Genomic DNA, 20,227 nt, shown 5'->3' on the forward strand with positions numbered 1-20,227 from the left:
TCACCGTAGCACCAACCAATGGCGTAGCCACACCGGCCGCTGCAGGTACCGTGGATTACACCCCCAACGCTAACTTCAATGGCACGGACAGCTTTACCTACCAAATCTGCGACAGCTTTACTCCCGCAGCTTGTGCCACAGCCGTTGTCACCGTGACGGTAACAGGCGTCAACGACACACCCGTTGCGGTAGCCGATGTTGCCGGTACCGCCGAAGACACTCCGGTTAATATCAATGTGGCAGCTAATGACAGTGACATCGATGGCAACCTGGATCCGGCCACGATCTCCATCACCGTAGCACCAACCAATGGCGTAGCCACACCGGCCGCTGCAGGTACCGTGGATTACACCCCCAACGCTAACTTCAATGGCACGGACAGCTTTACCTACCAAATCTGCGACAGCTTTACTCCCGCGGCTTGTGCTACGGCGGTTGTCAGCGTGACAGTGACATTAGTTAATGATGCTCCGGAATTTGATTTGCCAATTAACATTGTTGGGGGAAGTGGACTTCCTAACGCTGCAAGTGCTGGTGGGCTTGAGGTTTTAGTCGGTGATACCTTAACGGTAATCTATTCAATAGTTGACCCAGATGGAGTTATTCCACCACCGACGGCTGAAGTTCAGTGGTATAGAGATGGTTCGGCTATACCGGGTGCCATTTTAGATTCATATGATGTTATAGCCGGTGACTTCAATCTGAGTGTGATTGTTACTCCTGTGGACGCAGACACGATATTGCGTGGTACTTCTCAAAACTCAGGAAATATTGTAGTGGCAAACACACCACCGGTGGTAACCAGCCCTGCAATTGTGAGTAGAGCAGAAAATATCATCCTGGCGTCTGTATTGGCGGCATCGGATGCGGATGAACATCCTGTCAACTTCCGTATTTCCGGGGGTGACGATCAGGCGCTGTTTGCAATTAGCGGTAGTCAGCTTAACTTTATCAATGCCCCGGATTATGAAAACCCGCACGATACTGTCGCGCCTCCCAATCAGTATCAGGTGGAGATAACGGCCAACGACGGTGCTGATGACAGTGTTCCTGTACTCATGACTGTCGCTATAACTAATGTGAGAGAGCCCTTGGCTGGAATGTTTGCAGATCCTGAATTGCAAAATTGTGTGGATCGTGAAGCAGCTGCGGCCATTCCGCCGTGGGAATTTGAAGATCAAGTGACCGCATTGGATTGTTCGCGTGATCGTTCCATACCCATGCCGATCACGCCAATCACAGATCTTTCGGGTGTGGAGCAATTGTTTAATCTGACCTCACTGATACTGTCTGGTAACTCTGTACCCGATGTGTCTCCATTACGCAATCTGGCAAATTTGAGAGAGTTGGATTTGGCGATTAATGATATTGGTAGCGTAGCTTCAGTTTCAGGGTTAGACAGTCTCACTGGGTTGACGCATTTATACCTTTACAACAATCAAATAACAGACATTAATGGTTTAGAGAATCTTACTAACTTGATTTATCTGGACTTGAACATTAATCAACTCGGTCGCAGTGCCGGTGTCAAGGCGGTACCCCAAGTTAAAATGCCAGGCCTACCATTAAATTTTTCGGCAACGTCTGGGGATGGCCAGATAACTTTGAGTTGGACGGAGGAAGCTAGCACCACCTATCGACTAAGTTGGAGGGACAGTGACCGAAGCTATGATAGTGTAGGTTCCAATGATACCCCGGTTTCCGGAGTGCCAACGACAAACTTATTGAATGGGAATACCTATGAGTTTTATTTGACGGCGGACAACGGAGCGACTAAAACGACAACGTCATTGCTGGCGAAGCCATCGGTTTCTTCGCTCAATGGACCCACAAATCTGACTGTACAGACTGGTGATGGAGAAATTACCGTTGCATGGAGTAACTTATCCATTGCTGACGTTAGAGTATACGATCAGGCTGGTGTTCCGATTGAGAGATTATCAGTAGCCTCACCGCAAACGTTCACGGGTTTGAACAACGGTGAGACCTACTTTGTTAAGGTGTCAGCATTGGCTGCAAACAGTTTGTCCGCGATTGCAAATATAAACAGCTTGCGGCAGTTGTACTTGCGTTCCAATCAATTGCATGATGTCAGTGTGCTTAATACGCTGGATCTATTTGAGCTGAATCTTAGCGGCAATAACTTAACTGAGTTAAGTGCTCTGAGCGGCTCGGCTAACACTAATCTCACTCATTTGTGGCTGCACTATAACTTTATTACAGACTTAAGCTCACTGTCTGATAAGTCCTCCATGATTGAGTTGGGTATGTACAATAACAATATTTCCAGTTTAGTACCTCTGGCCAATCCCCTTGGGTTGCCCTATATGCCAGGCTTGTTGCGACTTTACGCGGGATTCAATCGTATTTCGGATTTGGTGCCATTAGCTAACTACACGCAACTGGAAACCTTGTGGTTGGATTCTAATTATATTGGCGATAGCAGGAGTATTGGTGCTCGGCCTCACGCTCCAGTGAATAATGAGGCAGTAAATGCCACCGCGATTCCGGGTGATTCTCAGGTCAGGGTTAGATGGGATGTGGAAAATGGAATTACCTACAATTTGCGTTGGACTGCCACAGGAAATCCCAGTGATTCCGGCTATTTGCAGAATGTTCTTGGAGGTGATGTCACTGTTACCGGATTGAGAAATCGTATTTATTACAATTTTATCATTGAGAGCGTGGGAGCAGGGACTACCGAAACCTGGGTATATGGAATGCCTATGGAAGTGGCGCCGGGGGTACCTCAAAATGTGTCTGCGATTGCTAATGACGGCAGTGTGACGCTAAGTTGGAGTCCGCCACAAAACTCGGCTACGGGTTACAGTATTTTTTACTATGACCACAATGGTGATGTGATTGGGTCAATTGCCGACGCAGTTTCCCCTATGACAATTTCTACGTTATTGAATGTTGACTGGCACGTCTTTAGGGTCACCGCGCAGGGCGGGGGATCTGATGTGTCCCCTTTAGCAGGGTTGAACTCTGCAATTAACCTATCGCTGTCGAATAATTTTATTAGTGATTTAAGCGCCATAGGTTCAGGTCTAACCCATTTCTATGCAGAAGCAAACTTTGTCAGCGATACAAATTTTCTGACGAATCCAGTTCTCATGAATAGTCTTACCGAGTTGTATATGGGTGGAAACATGATTCGGGATATGTCATCCATTCAAGGGCTGACCAATCTGGACTATCTGTGGATGGACAACAATTCGATCCAGAATGTGAGTGCAGCAGGGGGCTTGTCGGGGTTGTTGGGGCTTAGCCTGACTGGTAACAACGGTAGGCGATTGCAAGGACTGACTTCGTTGATGAGTTTTGGCTTAATGACCGATCCATCACTACATGCTATCTGGCTGACGCGTAACCTGAGTCAACCTTGCGATGACTTGCAGGCACTAATCGCAGCCTATAATCCTGGAATTGTGCGGCCGACTACATTTGAGGCAGGTGTCGATTGTACAAATGTGGTGGTTTCACCTGCACTGTCCACAGTGGCTACCTTGGCTGATCCGGTATTACCGGGGACAGATATCACCGTGACATTCACGGCTGTTGACGATTCCGGTAATCTTGTTAATAGAGGTGGGTTAACAACTTTGGAAGGTGTGGTGTCAGGAGCAAATCCCGGAACCTTAGTTTTTTCGGACCAGGGTGATGGAACCTACACCGCTACCTACACAGCTACCCTTGCCGGGGAAGATGTTGTGGAAGTGATGCTGGGCGGTATCCCAGCCGGCGGTGGCCCACGGTTTGTTTTAAGCGGAAACCCCTTACCGAATTTGGCGTCAATTGTTGATGTCCCCCTACGCGGCTGCATGGAGGGCACTATTCGTCAAAACTATTTGCGAACTTTGGAGCAAGTGGAGCAGCTAACGTGTTACGGCGCAGGCGTTGATAGTCTGGTCGGGATTGAGTTATTCACCAGTCTAAAAGAATTGAATCTGGGCGGGGTAAATACCGTTAGAGATTTCACTCCATTAGCCAATATGCCGCTACTAACTAAATTGAGTCTATTCGGAACTAGTGGTATTACTCAACTCCAGAGCCTTACGGGTTTTGGTTTGTTGGACGGAATTGTCGAGCTGGACATTTCCAGTATCAATATCTCCGATTATGGGCAACTGGCAAATTTAGCCAGTTTAAGTCGCCTGTCTGTTGCCAGTGCTTCATTGACAACTACAGAACTTGGCGATATAGCTGCGGCTGTGCCGGGGCTCACGTACCTAAATATTAGTTCAAACAGTATTACTGATGTAAGCAACCTGTCCGGTCTTGTTTCTTTAGAGAGTCTGGATCTGACTGCTGCGACGGGGACAGGAATAACCAGTCCGTCTGGTATTGTAGGGTTGAGTAGTCTGACCGGTTTGATAGAGCTGCGTTTAGGCAGCAACCAACTTACTGATATAGTGGGACTATCCACACTAACTAATTTACAGCGACTGTATCTGCATAGCAATCAAATTGGGGACGTGTCCGGATTGTCTGTGTTGTCATCATTGCGTCATCTCGATTTGTCCTCCAATAGCCTGCCTGCCTCTCTAAGTTCTACCGGGTTGGGTAATTTGACGCAATTAACTTCCTTGGCACTTGGAGGTAATGTCAATGTCAACGATATATCCGTTTTCAACACGGGATTTACCGGGTTAACGGATCTGCGTCTATATAATATTCAGGCGAATACCGACCTGACGCCATTAGGCAGTTTGGTAAATCTGAACACCTTGGATTTGTCATCTCCAAATGGAGGTGTATTCAATATTTCTCCACTGTCCAATCTCACTCTTCTCAGCTGGTTGAAGTTGGAACGGTGTGTTGATGACATAAGTGCGTTGGCGAGCTTATCCAATTTAGCTCAGTTGAGCCTGTCTGGAAACGCAGGGTTAAGCAATCTTTCAGCACTTAGCGGTAAGGATTTGCTGTATTTGGACTTTACCGGTACTGATGCCGGAAATCTTACGTTTATAAATTCCAATATGGCAGCCTTGGGGAGTATGAATGTAGGCAGACTACGGGAAGTTTATGGCGCGGGTAGTGGCATTGACAGTGCGGATTGGTTGAGCGGTGCGCATAGGTTGCAGTACGCTTCGTTTTGGAATACGTCGATTTCCGATGTATCACCATTAGCCGGAAAACAGCATTTGTTGCAATTGTCGATTGGAAGCACCTCAGTAGCTGATGTGACAAATTTATCGGGTTTACCGGCTCTGTATTATTTAGATCTTTCCGGTACCAATATCGCCAATCTGGCGCCGGTTTCCGGTTTTGGCAATCTAAGAAGTTTGTCTTTGTATCAGGTAGTCAATGTTGCTTCAATAGATACGCTACCGGCATTACCGCAGCTCTGGTATTTGGATTTACAGGGTAATGGTTTGCAAGATGTGAGTCGTTTGTCCGCAATGACTGCGTTGGTGGACTTGAATCTTCATGGCAACAACGTGCAAGATGCGTCGCCATTGGCGGGTCTGACACAATTACGCTATTTGAGTTTATCCAGTAACAATATCACTGCTCCAGACAGTGCCTTTATTACTGCATTGACAAACTACCCTTATCTGAGGAGTTTGCAATTGTTCAATAACCCTAATATTTCCTGCGCAGATTGGAATGTTTTGAATACACGCTACGGTTTCGATCCTGTAACACCGGCGCAGGGGTGCACTGAAGCATTGGATGAGCTTCCGGTCCCTGATGCTAACTTATTAGCTTGCATCAATGCCGAACGTTTGGCTAATCCTGCCTGGTTGTTGGGTTCAGACGTAACCAATCTAGATTGTTCTAATTCCATTCAAGGTTCTGAAATTGTTATCTTGGACGGGCTGGAATATATGGCAAACCTTGGGCAATTGATACTTGATGGGAACGCAGTAACAGATGTTACACCTATTCGGAATTTATCAAATTTACGGTCTCTTGGCTTATCAGCGAACGGCATTGCTGATATCACGGGGGTTAATGGTTTGGCGTTTATGTTCAATGTATACAACTTGTGGTTGAGTTCCAACCAAATCGTCGATGTGTCACCCCTCGTGGCTATGAGTCAATTGCGGAGTCTGGATTTGTCCGCTAACCGGATCGCTGATGTCAGTGCGTTAGGCAATCCGTTTGGTTTTTTGAGTTTGCAAACATTATATCTTGATGGAAATAACAGCCAACAATTAACCGGTGTGGCTGACCTGGCCAGTTTGACTGCAACCGTTGCTATTAGCTTGGTAGGCAACACCTTAATGGATTGCTCTGAATTACAGGTATTAATAGCTGCGCCTAACATAACGACTGATCCAATAGTCCAAGATCCTGGGGTGAATTGTACCGATTACACGGCAGTGGTTGCCTCTCAGTCCAGTGCGTCGTTCGGCGTACCCAATATCTTTGTAGCGGGTAACGTTGTGTCTTTAACCGTTCAAGCAGCTAACGCAGCCGGTAGTCCATTGCCGACCACTGGTTTGAATGTGGTGGGAGCAGTATCGGGTGCAAACAATGCCGGGTTTAGTTTTGCTGACAATGGGAACGGCACCTACACCGGAGAATATGTGGCCGGCCTTTCTGGTTTGGATAGTGTGACAATTACAATAAATGGCGAGCAAATCGGGGGCGTACCTTATAGTATTGAATTGCTGCAACCGATCCAGTCCGTCAGTCTAGGCTCAAGGAGTACGTGCGGCTTATCGAACGGTCAAGTTAAATGCTGGGGTGACAACGCAAATGGGAATTTGGGGCAAGGCGTAAACTACATAGCCAATGTGGGATTTGGCAACAATGAAATGGGGGACAATCTACCCGTTGTTGATTTAAATGGAAGTTTCATTACGAAACTGGCCTCCGGGCGAGAGCACATGTGTGCCTTAACAAGTTTGGGTCAAATTAAATGTTGGGGTACAAACCGATATGGGGCTACGGGATCAGGTGAAGTTGAGCGACGTGGCGATGAGCCTGGAGAAATGGGGCGGGCGTAACAACGGTAGATCTGGGTACTGGTAGAACAGCCATGGATGTGCAGGCAGGCGATCACCATACTTGTGCCTTGATGGATAACAATCTTGTGAAGTGTTGGGGTCTGAATTCCAGTGGTCAATTAGGACAGGAAGATACGGTGTATCGTGGTGATGATCCCGGTGAAATGGGAGACAATCTGGAAGCCATTCAGCTGGGTGTCGGTAGGACCGTTACGGCAGTGACTGCCGGTACCTCTCATACGTGTGCAATTCTGAACGGTGGCGATGTTAAGTGTTGGGGTAGTAATGGCTCCGGCAAGCTTGGCTTGGAAATCTCTGATACGGCTAAAGGAAGAAATGTTGGTGATATGGGGGACAATCTTGGTTTTGTTGATTTAGGAGGGTTGCCTGCTATTGCCATCGCAGCGGGCGGAAGTCATACCTGCGCCATTTTGTACGATGTCAATACCGACTCTAACTCGCTCAAGTGTTGGGGGTTAAATTTTCGCGGTCAATTGGGGCAAGATGATACTGTAGATAGAGGGGTTCTTCCGGGCCAAATGGGGATAGGCCTGCTGCCGGTTTTCCTCGGTACAGGAGTTGAACCGGTGCAAGTGACGACGGGTGGATTTGCCAGTTGTGCTGTGCTAAGCGACGGGTTTACTCAAAGTGCGAAGTGTTGGGGGGTACAAGATGTTCTTGGTCAGGGTAATGGAGTCGGACACATTGGGAGCGCGACCGGTGACATGGCCGGCCTATTACCGATAGATTTCAATGGGGGGGCAGCACAGTTATTTCCCCAGTTGGTGAGGATGGGCAATGCACACGCATGTGCAATTTTGACCAATGGGAGTGTTAAGTGTTGGGGTGCTGGTGCTCTGGGTTTGCCAGGGGTAAGTATCGCTTCTGTACCTGCGGGTGAAGTCATCGATTTAGGCGTTGGGAGAACAGCAACAGATCTAGCTGTCAGTGACGATGCGACTTGTGCTCTGCTGGATGACACTACAGTCAAGTGTTGGGGGAGCAACAGTTCGGGCGCCTTGGGGCGTGCAGATGGTATTTTACCCGGAGATGAGCCAGGAGAAATAGAGGCATTGAATCCTATTGAATTAGGGGTGGCTTCCGTTGCTAAGATCTCCTCATATGGGGCTCATCACTGCGTGTTATTGACAGATAATACTGCCAAGTGTTGGGGTGACAATGCTAATGGTTATCTGGGAATCCGTGGAACGTTAAACGATTACGGAACCAGTCCTGCGCAAATGGGAGTGAATCTCCCTGCTCTGGATTTTGGCGGTGAGTCCGTGCTGCAGATTGAAACGGGAGATTCATTTAGTTGCGCTATATTGGCGCCTGGTAGTGTCGTCAGGTGCTGGGGGAGTTGGCGAAAAGGATTGGGTAACGATATAGCTGCTGATGTGACCGATACCGTAGTGGCTGTGAATGTGAACTTGGGCATGCCTGCTTCCTCGATTGCTTTGGGGTTCGATCATGCCTGTGCGATTTTGAGCGATGGTAGTGTGAAATGCTGGGGAAATAATTTCTATGGACAATTGGGACAGAATTCTACGATTTCCTACGGCGATGGTTTGGGTGGAAGCAACTTAATGGCAAGTATGTCGGCAATTAGTTTGGGTGCCCCTGCCGTAAAAGTATCCGCTGGTCACGGGCATACATGCGCTATCCTCAATACAGGAGGGCTGAAATGTTGGGGTTACAATTCCAGCCGTCAATTGGGATATGCAGACACGACAAATAGAGGTGATGGAGGTGCTGGTGGGTTAATGGCGGCTTTGCCTGAGGTTGTGTTACGCGCCGAGCCCTTCACTGTACTCGATGTGTCTGCCAGTACTATGCATACCTGTGCGGTGGTTCAAGTGGCTGCAGGGAATGAGTTGCTTTGTTGGGGGGGTGGTTCTGACTTTGCATTGGGTCATGGTATGGCGTCCACGGCGCCGGTCAGCGTGCCGCCGGTGGACTTGGGGGTTGGCTTGGGGAATGTCATCTCAGTGGAAACCAGCGATCGTACTCACACTTGTGCTCAGTTCGATACAGGGGCTGTAAAATGTTGGGGGGCTAGTAATAGAGGTCAGACCGGTAACGGCCAATTCAAACTTATGAATACATCTAGTATGGGCGATGCGTTGCCACTGGTTCGATTCTAGCGGTGATATAACCTAATCCAACACAAACCAAAACCGCGCCCCCTCCCCGGGGGTGCCTTCTGCCCAAACCTCACCATTATGCCTTTGCACAATGCGTTGAACGGTCGCCAGGCCAATGCCGCTGCCTTCATATTTGTCGGTGCTGTGGAGACGGTGAAAAGGGGTGAATATTTTTTCGGCGTATTGCATATCAAAACCCACACCGTTGTCGCGAATACAAAAGGCTTTGCCTTTATCGGTTTGTTCCCGCGTAAATTCAATGCGAGTGAGGTCGGGATTGAGTTGACTGTATTTCCAGGCATTGCCAATTAAGTTCTGTATCACCAGGCGTAATAGAATTTCATCACCGTTGACACATAAGTCTTTTTCAATATGGATATCCACGTGTCGATGCGGTTGTTGTTCCATCAGCAACGCCAATACTTCTTCAGCGATGTGGCTTAAGTCTACTTGGGTTTTTTCCAGTTCGCTGCTGGTAACGCGGGATAGCTGTAGTAGATCATCGATAAGGGCCCCCATACGCTGAGCACCGAGTCGCATCCGTTGTAGATAGTAGGAAAATTGCTCGTCTTTTTGGTCCGCGTAATCGGCCAGCAACATTTGGCTGAAGCCGTCGATGCTGCGTAAGGGGGCACGTAAGTCATGGGATACTGAGTAACTGAAGGTCTCCAGTTCCCGGATTGCAGCTTGTAAATCGCGGGTGCGTTCGGTGACTTTTTCCTCCAGGCTGTCGCGGTGGCGTCGAACTTCTTCATGGGCCTGTTTAACCTGAGTCACGTCTCGTGCGGTTCCTTCAATTCCCTGGAGGGTACCGTTTTCGTCGTAATAGAATTGCATATTACTGGAAACCCAAACTTCGCTGCCATCTCGGTGTCGTAAAGCCGATTCGTAGTTCCGGATAGTGCCATTGTTGTTTTTAAGCAAATCAACCAGACAACCTTGGTTGCTACAGTCCATATCAAAGTCGCTGATTTTTCGGCCCACCACATCCTTAATTTTATAACCCAGCAATTGGGATATGGATGGAGACACTTTGCAAATGGTCCCTTTGAGATCGGTGCGGTAATAGGTGTCCTGCATGTTTTCCAGGATATGGCGCATTTCCTGCTCGGATTTTTGAATTTTCTGTTCCGCCAGTTTGCGTTGGGTAATATCTACGCAAGTGACCATACCCGCAGGTTTTCCGTCAATGTGTACCAGGGTGGCAGAAAGATCGGCCCAACGGATTTCCCCGGATTTGGTGAAAAACTGTATTTCGTAATTATTGGGTACCTCTTCACCTGCAAACCGGCGTCGGATACGGTCCGCGATCAAGTCCTTGATGTCCGGGTGCATTAGGTCCAGCCCACTTTTGTGTTTTAGCTCATCGATGCTGTAACCGGTGAATTTTTCTAATGCCGGATTGGCGTACAGGAGTTTTTCATTGCGATACAGAAATATTGCAATATTGGCGCTTTCGGCCAGTACTTGGAAAAGCGTCTCGCGCTGTTCGAGGTTATCGATGGTGTCGTCGATATCGATGCTCATGCTCACGGCTAGTCAGTTGGTTGCTTTAAGGCTTAACCATGGGTTTGCACAACGCCTGAGTTTTTTTGTACACCAACGACTCACAGAACATGCCTCCCCGCCACATCACTTCATCTTAAAGTGTAACAAAGAACAAGGTTTATTCCATGGTCAATATCATAGACCATTGTTCCTGGGTGACGGGCATAATGGATAAGCGATTTCCTTTGCGAACCAAAGCCATATCTGCCAGAGTATTCGCTTGTTTAAGCTCGGTAAGTGTAATGGTACGTTTCAGTTTGCGTACAAATTGAACATCTACCATGTACCAGCGGGGATTGTTGGGGTCGCTTTTGGGGTCGAAATACTTTTGTTGTGAATCGAACGCTGTAAAGTCAGGGTATCCGGCTTTTACCACTTTGGCGATGCCCACAATACCGGGTTCTTTGCAGTTCGAATGATAGAAAAAAATTTTGTCGCCGGGGCGCATGTCGTCTCGCATCATATTACGGGCCTGATAGTTCCGAACCCCATCCCAATGTTCGGTTTGATCGGGGCGATTGGCCAGATCATCAATACTGAAGGTGTCAGGTTCGGATTTCATTAACCAATACTTCATTGATATTCCCTACAAAGATTTAGTTGAAGTGTGTTATACTAAATAATTATATTCAATTAAAAAATAATTATAACAGTTATTAAATCTACCTATTAGTCAATTTCATAGATCTTATGTACTATTAAGATTCCCTTATCAAAAGGGGCACGTAGGTAGCCACTTAAGTAAAAGCCAATTGTGTAACATCAGTTGAGTAAGATCGTAAGTAGGAGTGAGGCCACCGGCATCACAGGCTGCATGTACCATATCAGATTAGCGATTCCACGAAATAGAAATGTATAAAACTAAGAAAAAACCAGATTTGTTAACCATGCTCGCGGTTTTCGTGGGTCTAGGAGTCGTCATTAGTTCCTATACCCAGAGTATGAGTAACAGTGAAACCGCCGGTAAGGCAGTGGGTGTGAAAGTAGATAGTAAAGCACCTGGGGAATCGCCCGTACAACCATCGAAAACCGTCAAAGAAGTTCCAATCGGAGACTTGTTGAAAGTCTCTAACCCTATTGACTCTCCATTACCAACGGAAATTAAACCCAAAATCAACGTAGAGGTGTATAAAGTCTAGGCAGTCGGCCGGTGTAAGATGCTGAATTTCAGTAATATGTATTTTCCAGCAGCCATTTAATTTGCCAAAATGGGAACTGATTCACGGTGTTAGAAATTCAGTTCAGCTACGTTGTATTAATGGTCGTTTGGCGCGTCCTGTGTATGGAAAACTGAGGTGGGTAACCACTCGCTTGTTTTTTCAGACCTGTAAGTAGCGGGGTCTTTGGGGAGGCAGGAATTTTTCCTCGAATATCATGCTCTTGGCACCACTTGACGTGGCACCTTACGTAGTTTCGGTGTATAAGGAACAAGCGATTGCTCGTTTTTTATTCGTTGGTGAATCCTAATGAGGGAGTAAAGCCGTAAGCTAGAATTCCAAGCGAAATCAGTGTGAGCTGGTTTGCAATCAAGTAAGACGGGGGTATTAGGCTGAAAAGCCATTTTTACTCGTTCTTCGATTTTCCCCCCCCTTTTAACAGATTTTGGTGAGTGCGTAGCTGCGTTCCTACGCAAGTCTCTGAAGTTACAATCAATAATTGGATCAGAACATGATTTGGAAAAATAGGAAAAAGTTATGAAATTCGAGAATTGTATAAATAAGATCAAAACTTTTGTTCCTTTTCGTTCCATCACACCCACTTTTTCCTTGAGGGTGGTGAGCCGAGGGGTACTATTTGCCACTCTGGTGTTGGTGGGAAGCAACGTTGTTGCAGGGCCAAGGGAGCAGGCCAAACGGATGCACGATCGTCTGGCGGGGGTGCCGCCCACGGAAGCAGTTCTGTGTGCGATGGAGTATTTATTGGGGCAAACGAACGGTGCGCAACAAGCGGCCCATTTGGTGATGTCGTTGGATCCGACCGCCGATGCAAGAATCCCCAGTTATGCGGGTGCGGTTACTGCGTGTGCCGCAGTAGGCCCTGTGGACAATTCAGCCTCCCGAAAAGCCTTTTACAGTACATCATTGCGAGATTTCGCCACTCCCTGGACCAATCGGGCGCAAACCAAATATGCCGATCTCAACGACTACGTAGCTTTAGTTATTGGCATGATCCGCGACGAAGATCCCTTCGATACCGTTCTGTCGACGAATGTTTACTACCAAGGCGGAGCAGGTGCATCAGGTGTAAGGGGCTGGTCAGAGGAAAATAATAATCACTATATTGATTTAGGTAACGGAGGTCACGATTTAAGCGATACTGCGGTATTGCAGCGAGGAACCCGAGTGCCGCCTACAGGGGCTTCTGCGGCTGATATTGCCGGGGTTACAACCACGCGAGCTGCAGGCTTGGCCTTTTTCAGCAAAGGAACCAATCGACGTATGTTTCGCTTTACGGCAATCAACTATTTGTGTCGTGACCTGGAACAAATGAAAGATCCCACTCGTTCCCATGACCGGGTTCGCCAGGATGTGTCTCGCAGTCCCGGCGGCGACAGCAAAATCTTTTTGACCAATTGTGTGGGGTGCCATGCCGGTATGGATCCCATGGCTGGTGCGTACGCTTACTGGGAGTGGATGACCGTAGATGATGGTGACGGTAATCCCCTGGAAGGTGCGGGGAAGTTGTTGTTTAAACAAAACTACACAACTACTGACGAAACCAATGCAACTGCCTTTGCCACTGTAACCGCGGTGGATGCGGTAGATAACCCCAATGGTGTAACCAACAAACATCATATTAATGCCGGTAACTTCTCGTATGGATATCGAACCATACACGACGGTTGGGTGAATCGCTGGCGAGAAGGTCCCAATTCTTCGCTGGATTGGGAATTCAATCAGGTGGCCAGCCCGGCGGCTCAAGGTCAAGGAAACGGCGCGGCGTCTATGGGAAGAGAGATTGCCGGCACCAAGGCTTTTGCACAATGCCAGGTCGAAAAAGTCTACAAACATGTTTGCCTGCAAAATCCGGTGGAGGCTGATGAGGTGGCGATGGATAACATTATCACCGAGTTTAGAAGCGAAAGTTACAATATGCGCAATGTCTTCGCCAAAGTTGCGCCACTGTGCAGGGGGAATTGATCATGACCTATATTCATTGCACAGAAAAAACCAAACTGGATCAAGAAGTCAAAACCGGTTTTTGGAGAAATAAAATGAAACAATATGTTGAAAGAGGGGGGCTGCAGCGACTTTCGAACGTGGGTTTGGTATTGTTCCTTGCCGGCTTTCTCGGCGCTTGCGATAAAGTGAGTAATAACGATGCGCCTCCGGAAACGTTGACGCGCACGTCCGTTGCCGCCGATGTGGAAGTACAATATTTCCAAGATAACTTTTATAACAATGTTATGGGGTTGAGCTGTCGCAACTGTCACTCACGAACCGGTGTGGGCGCGGGCGCCCCGGCGGGAAGTACCATACAGGGGGCATTTGCCGACGAAAACGTGAACACGGCCTTTGCTTCCGCTAACTCCATGTTGCCGACTCCGGTGAGTGACAGTCTGTTTGATCCGGGATCCACTGTATTTGTGACTAAGGTGCTTAGCGGGCACAATTGCTGGACCGCCTCCTGTGCTAACGATGCAGCCACCATGACTGCGTGGTTACAAGCTTGGGCGGACGCCACTCAGGGTACAGGCAGTCAAACATTGGAAGATACGCTGCCCGTGGATACCAATACGGAGTTGACTTTGGTTGATCCGCCTATCGTTGAGGTGTCTGACCGAAGAGTTTTTGATCGCACTCCGGAGGATGTTAACCGCTTTCAAGGTTTGTATACCCTTCTGGATACACACTGTTCTGAATGTCACAACAGTTCCACTACTGCCAACACACCGCAAGCTCCCTATTTTGCAGATGCAGATATAAATGCAGCCTATGATGCTGTTGTTGCCAGCGGGGTTGTGGATTTGAACGTGCCGGTGGGTACTGCTGTCACTGACTCAACTCAATCTCGAGTGGTATTTCGTTTAGGGGCGCAAAACCATAATTGCTGGGACGTTTGCGCAACCGATGCCGGGGAAATTCGAACAGCCATTGAAACCTGGGCGGCAGCGATAACGCCGGTGGCTGCGGTCAACAGCAACTATCGCATCAGTAAGGCCATGGAGTTAAACGATGGCCAGGTCAGTAGTGGTGGTTCTCGTACCGATCGTTATGTCATAGCCAAGTATGAGTTCAAAGAAGGCCGCTTCTCCAGTAACACCTATGATACCAGCGGTATTGCTCCTGCCATTGATTTGCAATTGTTTGGTTCTGCTGAGTTGATTAACTCCTATGGGGTGCGAATTCAACCGGGTAGCGTGGTGCGCAGTACCAATTTGGATGCCAGCCGCAAACTGCACGATACCATCGTGGCTCGTGGTGAGTATTCCATTGAAGCATGGGTGGTGCCGGCCAGTTTGAGCCAACAGGGTGGTGACATGTTCGAGAGTGCTCCCATTGTCACTTACTCGGCCGGTGGTGGATTGAATCGTAACTTTACCTTAGCGCAATATCAGGATGACTACCGTTTTTATAATCGGTTGACGCCGTTTATGGCTTCTGCGGATTTCGTTGCCGCTGAAGAGAAGTTGCAGACTTCATTGCAGCACGTAGTGGTTACCTTCACGGAAGCGGAAGGGCGAAAAATCTATATCAACGGAGTGCAGGTGACTATTGCTCCCGATCCCGATCCTGCACCCAGGAATAACCTAATCCAGTGGGATTTGGAGAATCGTTACTTGTTAAGTCTGGGTGCGGATACCGACCGTTCCAACCCCTGGGCCGGCATTATCCGCTTCGTTGCCATACATCGGGCAGCCTTGCCTTTGGCGGATATTGAGAAAAACTTTCAAGCAGGTGTAGGGCAGAAATATAATTTGTTGTTCAATGTAAACGACATTATGCCAGCTTATGCCGGAACTAATAATCCGCGGCCAAACTACTATATTTGGATGCAGGCCAGTGAGTTTGATGATTACTCTTATTTGTTTGCCGATCCTAAATTCATCACTTTGAATCCGGATGTGAATAATCCTGTGAGTTTTGAATTCAGTGGAATGCGCGTCGGTATCAACGGGCAAGAGGTGGAAGTGGGGCAGGCGTTTGATAACTACGGTAAGCCCGCTCGTTTGGCAGTGAACACCACAGCCGCTCCCGGTGAGCCGGTTGACTTGACAACTTTGGCGCCGGGTATGGTTTCCGGATCCGTTTTCTCCAAACACATCAGCGCTTCTACCGACCAGTTCTTTTTAACGTTCGAGCATTTTGCCGGAACCGATGAAACAGTCGTTCGCGATACGGGCTTGGTGGCCGCGCCGCCTCTGAATTATGCGCCGGGCGATACTTTTGTGGTGGGGTTGCGTACCTTCGCAGAGATCAGCGCCTCCATGGCGCAATTGGTTCAAGTGAACCAAGGTGCCGCGTCTGTTGTTGCCTCTTATCAATCGCTTAAAGAAGCCCTGCCGGCTGAGGAAAATGTGACTAGTTTCGCGTCTTCACATCAGATTGCAATTGCCAGTTTGGCTGGTATGTACTGTGATAACCGGGTGGAAGGCAGCAATCTGGAGGCAAATGCGGATAGCCGTGAAACATACTTTAATGTCAGTGCCGGATTTTTCAATTCAAACGTGGCGGATTGGATTGCAAACCGTACCACCATTATTCCTGGTATCAGTCAAAAAATTGTTGAGAAGATGGTTAACACGACCGCAAGTATAGATACGGTGAGTATCGAAAATGAAGTGACTGCTTTGGGTTACTACATGTTGGGCTATGGAGCCGATGGAACGACAGCAAACGGTCAAAGTTGCCAGACGACAGTGCCTAGTGGCACGCAGGATTGTACGAGTTCGGTGAGGACCCGTGCAATTGTGAAAGCCATGTGCACGTCTGTGCTGGGCAGTGCCGTGGTGACACACCAATAACCCTGTGAAATGAAACAGAATAATTGAGGATAAGATTATGGCTAGAAAGAAAAAGGCGTACCATCATCCCGATGAGCCCATTCTGCATTCGGATCACAAGCGTCCGGTGTCTCGCAGGGACTTTTTACGGGCGGGCTTAATCACCAGCAGTGCTGCAGTTATGGTGCCCAGCCTGATGACACTGACCATGCGCAAAGCCTGGGGGGTAACCACAGATCCATTTTTGGATTGTGGTATCACAGCCGGAGCAGGCGGACGCAAGGGTATACCGTTTATGTGCTTTGATTTGGGCGGCGGTGCCAATATGACCGGCTCCAATGTTTTGGTGGGCGGCCCGGCAGGACAGGAAGATTTTTTAAGCGTTGCCGGTTATAACAAGTTGGGTTTGCCTTCTGATCAGGTGCCTTCCATCGTTGGAGTCAACCGGGAGTTAGGCTTGGGGTTTCATCCTGACAGCGCCTTTCTGAAAGGAATTATTTCCAAAACCACCCCGGAATGCCGCGCTAATGTTAATGGTGCAATTATTCCCAATCGTTCCGATAATGATACCGCCAATAACCCCCACAATCCCATGTACGGCATTGCCCGTGCGGGGGCCGATGGTGGTTTGGCAACTCTAATTGGAACCCAAAACTCCGACTCCGGTGGACGTTCAATGTCACCGGCCATGATGATTGATCTGACCAAGCGGCCAACACGTATTGCCAGTCCCGGCGATGCTCGTGGTTTGGTGGATACCGGTTCTTTGGGTACGCTGATGCCGGATAACGTGGAAGCAGCCAGAGTCATGGACGCGGTTCGTCGGATTAGTTTGGCGAAAATTGATGGAGTGGACGGCAGTATGCAGCCAACCCAAGATGCGGTTCCCAATGTGCTTTTGCCCGATGATCTCGATACGACCGTACAGGAATTGGTGGACTGTGGTTATTTGAAAACAGCAGATACCGTACGCAAGTTTAGTGGTCCGGATACAGTGGATCCGGAGAAGGATAACTTCATCTTTTTTCAAAACTCAAATTCCCAGCTTGCTCCACGTGACGGGGTGGTTGCTGAGCCAAACGGGGCACCTGCGGCAAGCCAGGACTTAGCAACAGTGACAGCCAATTCGATTACCAGTGGTCAAAGTATTTTTACTGCGTCGGAAATGAATTCCGGTACCTTCAGAAGTACGGCCTCCGTAATGAAGCTGGTCATCGAAGGGTTTGCCGGAGCCGGTACTGTTTCTCTGGGGGGGTATGATTATCATGACGGTACCCGAGCCACCGGTGAGTTGCGCGATTTTCGTGCCGGTCAAGCTATGGGGGCAGCCCTGGAATATGCTCACCGCTTGCAGGAACCTCTGATGCTGTATGTGTTTACCGATGGATCTTTGGCCAGTAATGGTCGCATAGACGATTCGGCAAACGGGCGTGGTAAAGGGGAGTGGACCGGCGATAACTCATCCACATCGGCGGCATTCTTTCTGGTGTATAACCCCACGGGTAGGCCCCAGTTGTTAGGCGGCACTGCGGCGGAGCAGGCTATGCATCAACAGTTGGGTTACTACCGCAGCAGTGCTTCGGTGGAAACCAACAACACCACGCCGGGCGCCAATAACGTGAACCTGTTGGTTGAAATGGTCCTGCTAAACTATATGGCCTTGAGTGGTAACGACAGCGCATTCGCTACCGCATTTCCCAACCACGGGTTGGGGCCGCAGTCCAATTGGACGCAATGGACTGCCTTCAATCCAATTGTGTAGTTAGGGGGCCGTGTAGTTATGTGACTCTGTAGTTATGCGACTATTAAGTAGTCATGTAATTCTCAAGCAACGTAAAAAGGGCTGCCAATGCAGCCCTTTTTATTTCTGAATCGTCAAGCTACTTCAAAAACAAGCGATAAGCTGGGTTGTCGCTCTCTTCGCAATAGGGGTATCCCACTTCCTCCAGAAAGCTGTCAAAAGCGGTGTTATCTTGCGCGGGCACTTGTATGCCCACCAGGATGCGGCCGTAAGCAGCACCGTGGTTGCGATAATGAAACAGGCTGATGTTCCAGCGTCCACCCAGCCGGTTTAGAAAGCGCAGCAGCGCTCCGGGACGCTCCGGGAATTCAAATCGAAACAGACGCTCATCCGTGACTTGTTCCGATCGCCCGCCCACCATATAGCGAATGTGCAGCTTGGCCATTTCGTTTTCAGTGAGATCAACAACAGGATATCGAAGCGTATCCAGTTTCTTCAATAATTCTGTTTTGTCCGACCCTTTTTGCAGTTGTACGCCCACAAAAATATGGGCTTGTTTAGGATCGGCGTAACGATAATTGAATTCGGTAATTCCCCGGGTGCCGATGACATCGCAAAAGGTACGAAAGCTGCCCGGTTTTTCGTCAATGGTGGCACACAGCAGAGCTTCGCGTTGCTCGCCGATTTCAGCGCGTTCAGCTACATGGCGCAGGCGATCAAAATTAATATTAGCGCCGCTGTCGATCGCAACCAGTGTCTGGTCCTGCATGGGATTTTGACTTAGGTATTTTTTAATTCCCGCAACGCCCAGTGCACCGGCAGGTTCGGCAATGGAACGGGTGTCGTCGAATATATCTTTGATAGCGGCGCAGATTTCGTCGGTGCTGACTAAAAGTACTTCATCCACGTTGTGCTGCGCCACCCGAAAGGGTTCCTTGCCTATTTGCCGTACGGCAACACCATCAGCGAAAATGCCCACTTGGTCCAGCAGTACTCGTTTCCCTGCTTGCATAGCTGCGTGAAAGCAGGGGGCATCTTCCGGTTCCACAGCAATGATTTTGATCTCCGGGCGCAGATATTTCACATAACTGGCCACGCCGGCCAGTAGACCGCCGCCGCCCACGGGTACAAAAATAGCGTGGATAGGTTTGGAGTACTGTTTGAGTATCTCAAAGGCGACTGTGCCCTGTCCGGCAATAACATCAGGATCGTCATAGGGATGAACAAACGTCATGCCTCGCTCATTAGCCAGTACCTTTGCCCGGTCATAGGCATCGTCATAGGTATTGCCGTGCAGCTCGATTTCGCCCCCCAACGAGCGTACGGCTTCCACTTTTATGCGTGGGGTAGTTTTGGGCATAACGATGAGCGACGGAATCCCCATGCGTTGCGCCGCCATGGCCACACCTTGGGCATGGTTACCGGCAGAGGCGGTAATTACCCCGCAGTTTTTTTGCTCCGGCGCCAGCCCGGCCATTTTGTTGTAAGCACCGCGTAGCTTGAAGGAAAACACCGGTTGCAGGTCTTCACGCTTAATTAAAATACGGTTGCCCAAGCGGCGGCTTAATGAGGCGGCTTGTTCCAAAGGGGTTTCTATGGCGACGTCATAAACGTGCGAATTAAGAATTTTCTTAACATACTGATCCAACATGGGGTTTTTACCGTAAATTGATCGACCTTAAGGTTAATAGTGAATTTTGACATTAAAACAAGGCTTTGTCATTCTCGGTCGCTACCAGCTTCAGTCGCACACGATATTTGCGCTATCGTTACCGGCCCCGCGTGGGACAGGAAAGAGTTTTGGTGGAAGTGGTACAGGCTTGGGGCTTATAATCGGCCCTTTCGGCCAGATTCTGTCGCCAAGCCGATTGATTTCAATATGCTAATA

The 20,227-nt window shown here is 48.8% G+C and carries 9 protein-coding genes; 6 read left to right on the plus strand and 3 right to left on the minus strand.

The annotated features are described in order from the left end of the window. Both OEY58_22010 and OEY58_22015 read left to right on the plus strand, forming a co-directional pair. A partial coding sequence (locus tag OEY58_22010) for a leucine-rich repeat domain-containing protein (GenBank protein MDH5328130.1) occupies positions 1–6,962 on the plus strand: 6,962 nt, incomplete at its 5' end. Between the two features lie 32 nt (positions 6,963–6,994). Beyond that, a complete protein-coding gene (locus OEY58_22015; GenBank protein MDH5328131.1) occupies positions 6,995–9,106 on the plus strand; it encodes a hypothetical protein in 2,112 nt (703 codons plus the stop codon). 12 nt (positions 9,107–9,118) lie between these two features. On the opposite strand, the gene OEY58_22020 is transcribed toward OEY58_22015, so the two are convergent. Next, the gene (locus OEY58_22020; GenBank protein MDH5328132.1) at positions 9,119–10,633 is read right to left on the minus strand and encodes a PAS domain S-box protein; all 1,515 of its coding nucleotides are present in this window, start codon (positions 10,631–10,633) and stop codon (positions 9,119–9,121) included. Positions 10,634–10,772: 139 nt separating this feature from the next. After that, a complete protein-coding gene (locus OEY58_22025; protein MDH5328133.1) occupies positions 10,773–11,231 on the minus strand; it encodes an EVE domain-containing protein in 459 nt (152 codons plus the stop codon). A gap of 274 nt (positions 11,232–11,505) precedes the next feature. On the opposite strand from OEY58_22025, the gene OEY58_22030 reads away from it, so the two are divergent. The 4 genes from OEY58_22030 (at position 11,506) to OEY58_22045 (ending at position 18,360) form a co-directional block, all read left to right on the plus strand. After that, positions 11,506–11,793, plus strand: a complete 288-nt coding sequence (locus OEY58_22030; protein ID MDH5328134.1) for a hypothetical protein — start codon at positions 11,506–11,508, stop codon at positions 11,791–11,793. 555 nt (positions 11,794–12,348) lie between these two features. Continuing rightward, entirely contained in the window at positions 12,349–13,794 is a 1,446-nt protein-coding gene (locus tag OEY58_22035; protein MDH5328135.1) for a hypothetical protein, read from the plus strand. A gap of 2 nt (positions 13,795–13,796) precedes the next feature. Further along, the gene (locus OEY58_22040; GenBank protein ID MDH5328136.1) at positions 13,797–16,619 is read left to right on the plus strand and encodes a LamG domain-containing protein; all 2,823 of its coding nucleotides are present in this window, start codon (positions 13,797–13,799) and stop codon (positions 16,617–16,619) included. A 37-nt stretch (positions 16,620–16,656) separates the two neighbouring features. Continuing rightward, positions 16,657–18,360: a general secretion pathway protein GspF gene (locus OEY58_22045; GenBank protein ID MDH5328137.1), complete on the plus strand. Its 1,704-nt coding sequence runs from the start codon at positions 16,657–16,659 to the stop codon at positions 18,358–18,360. A gap of 118 nt (positions 18,361–18,478) precedes the next feature. On the opposite strand, the gene ilvA is transcribed toward OEY58_22045, so the two are convergent. Then, positions 18,479–19,990, minus strand: a complete 1,512-nt coding sequence (gene ilvA / locus OEY58_22050; GenBank protein MDH5328138.1) for a threonine ammonia-lyase, biosynthetic — start codon at positions 19,988–19,990, stop codon at positions 18,479–18,481. Between the last annotated feature and the right edge of the window lie 237 nt (positions 19,991–20,227).

This window comes from Gammaproteobacteria bacterium (genome assembly GCA_029882975.1).
Classification (GTDB): domain Bacteria; phylum Pseudomonadota; class Gammaproteobacteria; order SZUA-152; family SZUA-152; genus JAJDNG01.

What these genes read in the sequence shown, in the direction of transcription:
- OEY58_22045 (MDH5328137.1), top strand. Translation starts at nt 16,657, where the DNA reads ATGGCTAGAAAGAAAAAGGCGTACCATCATCCCGATGAGCCCATTCTG.
- OEY58_22030 (MDH5328134.1), top strand. Translation starts at nt 11,506, where the DNA reads ATGTATAAAACTAAGAAAAAACCAGATTTGTTAACCATGCTCGCGGTT.
- OEY58_22015 (MDH5328131.1), top strand. Translation starts at nt 6,995, where the DNA reads ATGGATGTGCAGGCAGGCGATCACCATACTTGTGCCTTGATGGATAAC.
- OEY58_22040 (MDH5328136.1), top strand. Translation starts at nt 13,797, where the DNA reads ATGACCTATATTCATTGCACAGAAAAAACCAAACTGGATCAAGAAGTC.
- ilvA (MDH5328138.1), bottom strand. Translation starts at nt 19,990, where the DNA reads ATGTTGGATCAGTATGTTAAGAAAATTCTTAATTCGCACGTTTATGAC.
- OEY58_22020 (MDH5328132.1), bottom strand. Translation starts at nt 10,633, where the DNA reads ATGAGCATCGATATCGACGACACCATCGATAACCTCGAACAGCGCGAG.
- OEY58_22025 (MDH5328133.1), bottom strand. Translation starts at nt 11,231, where the DNA reads ATGAAGTATTGGTTAATGAAATCCGAACCTGACACCTTCAGTATTGAT.
- OEY58_22035 (MDH5328135.1), top strand. Translation starts at nt 12,349, where the DNA reads ATGAAATTCGAGAATTGTATAAATAAGATCAAAACTTTTGTTCCTTTT.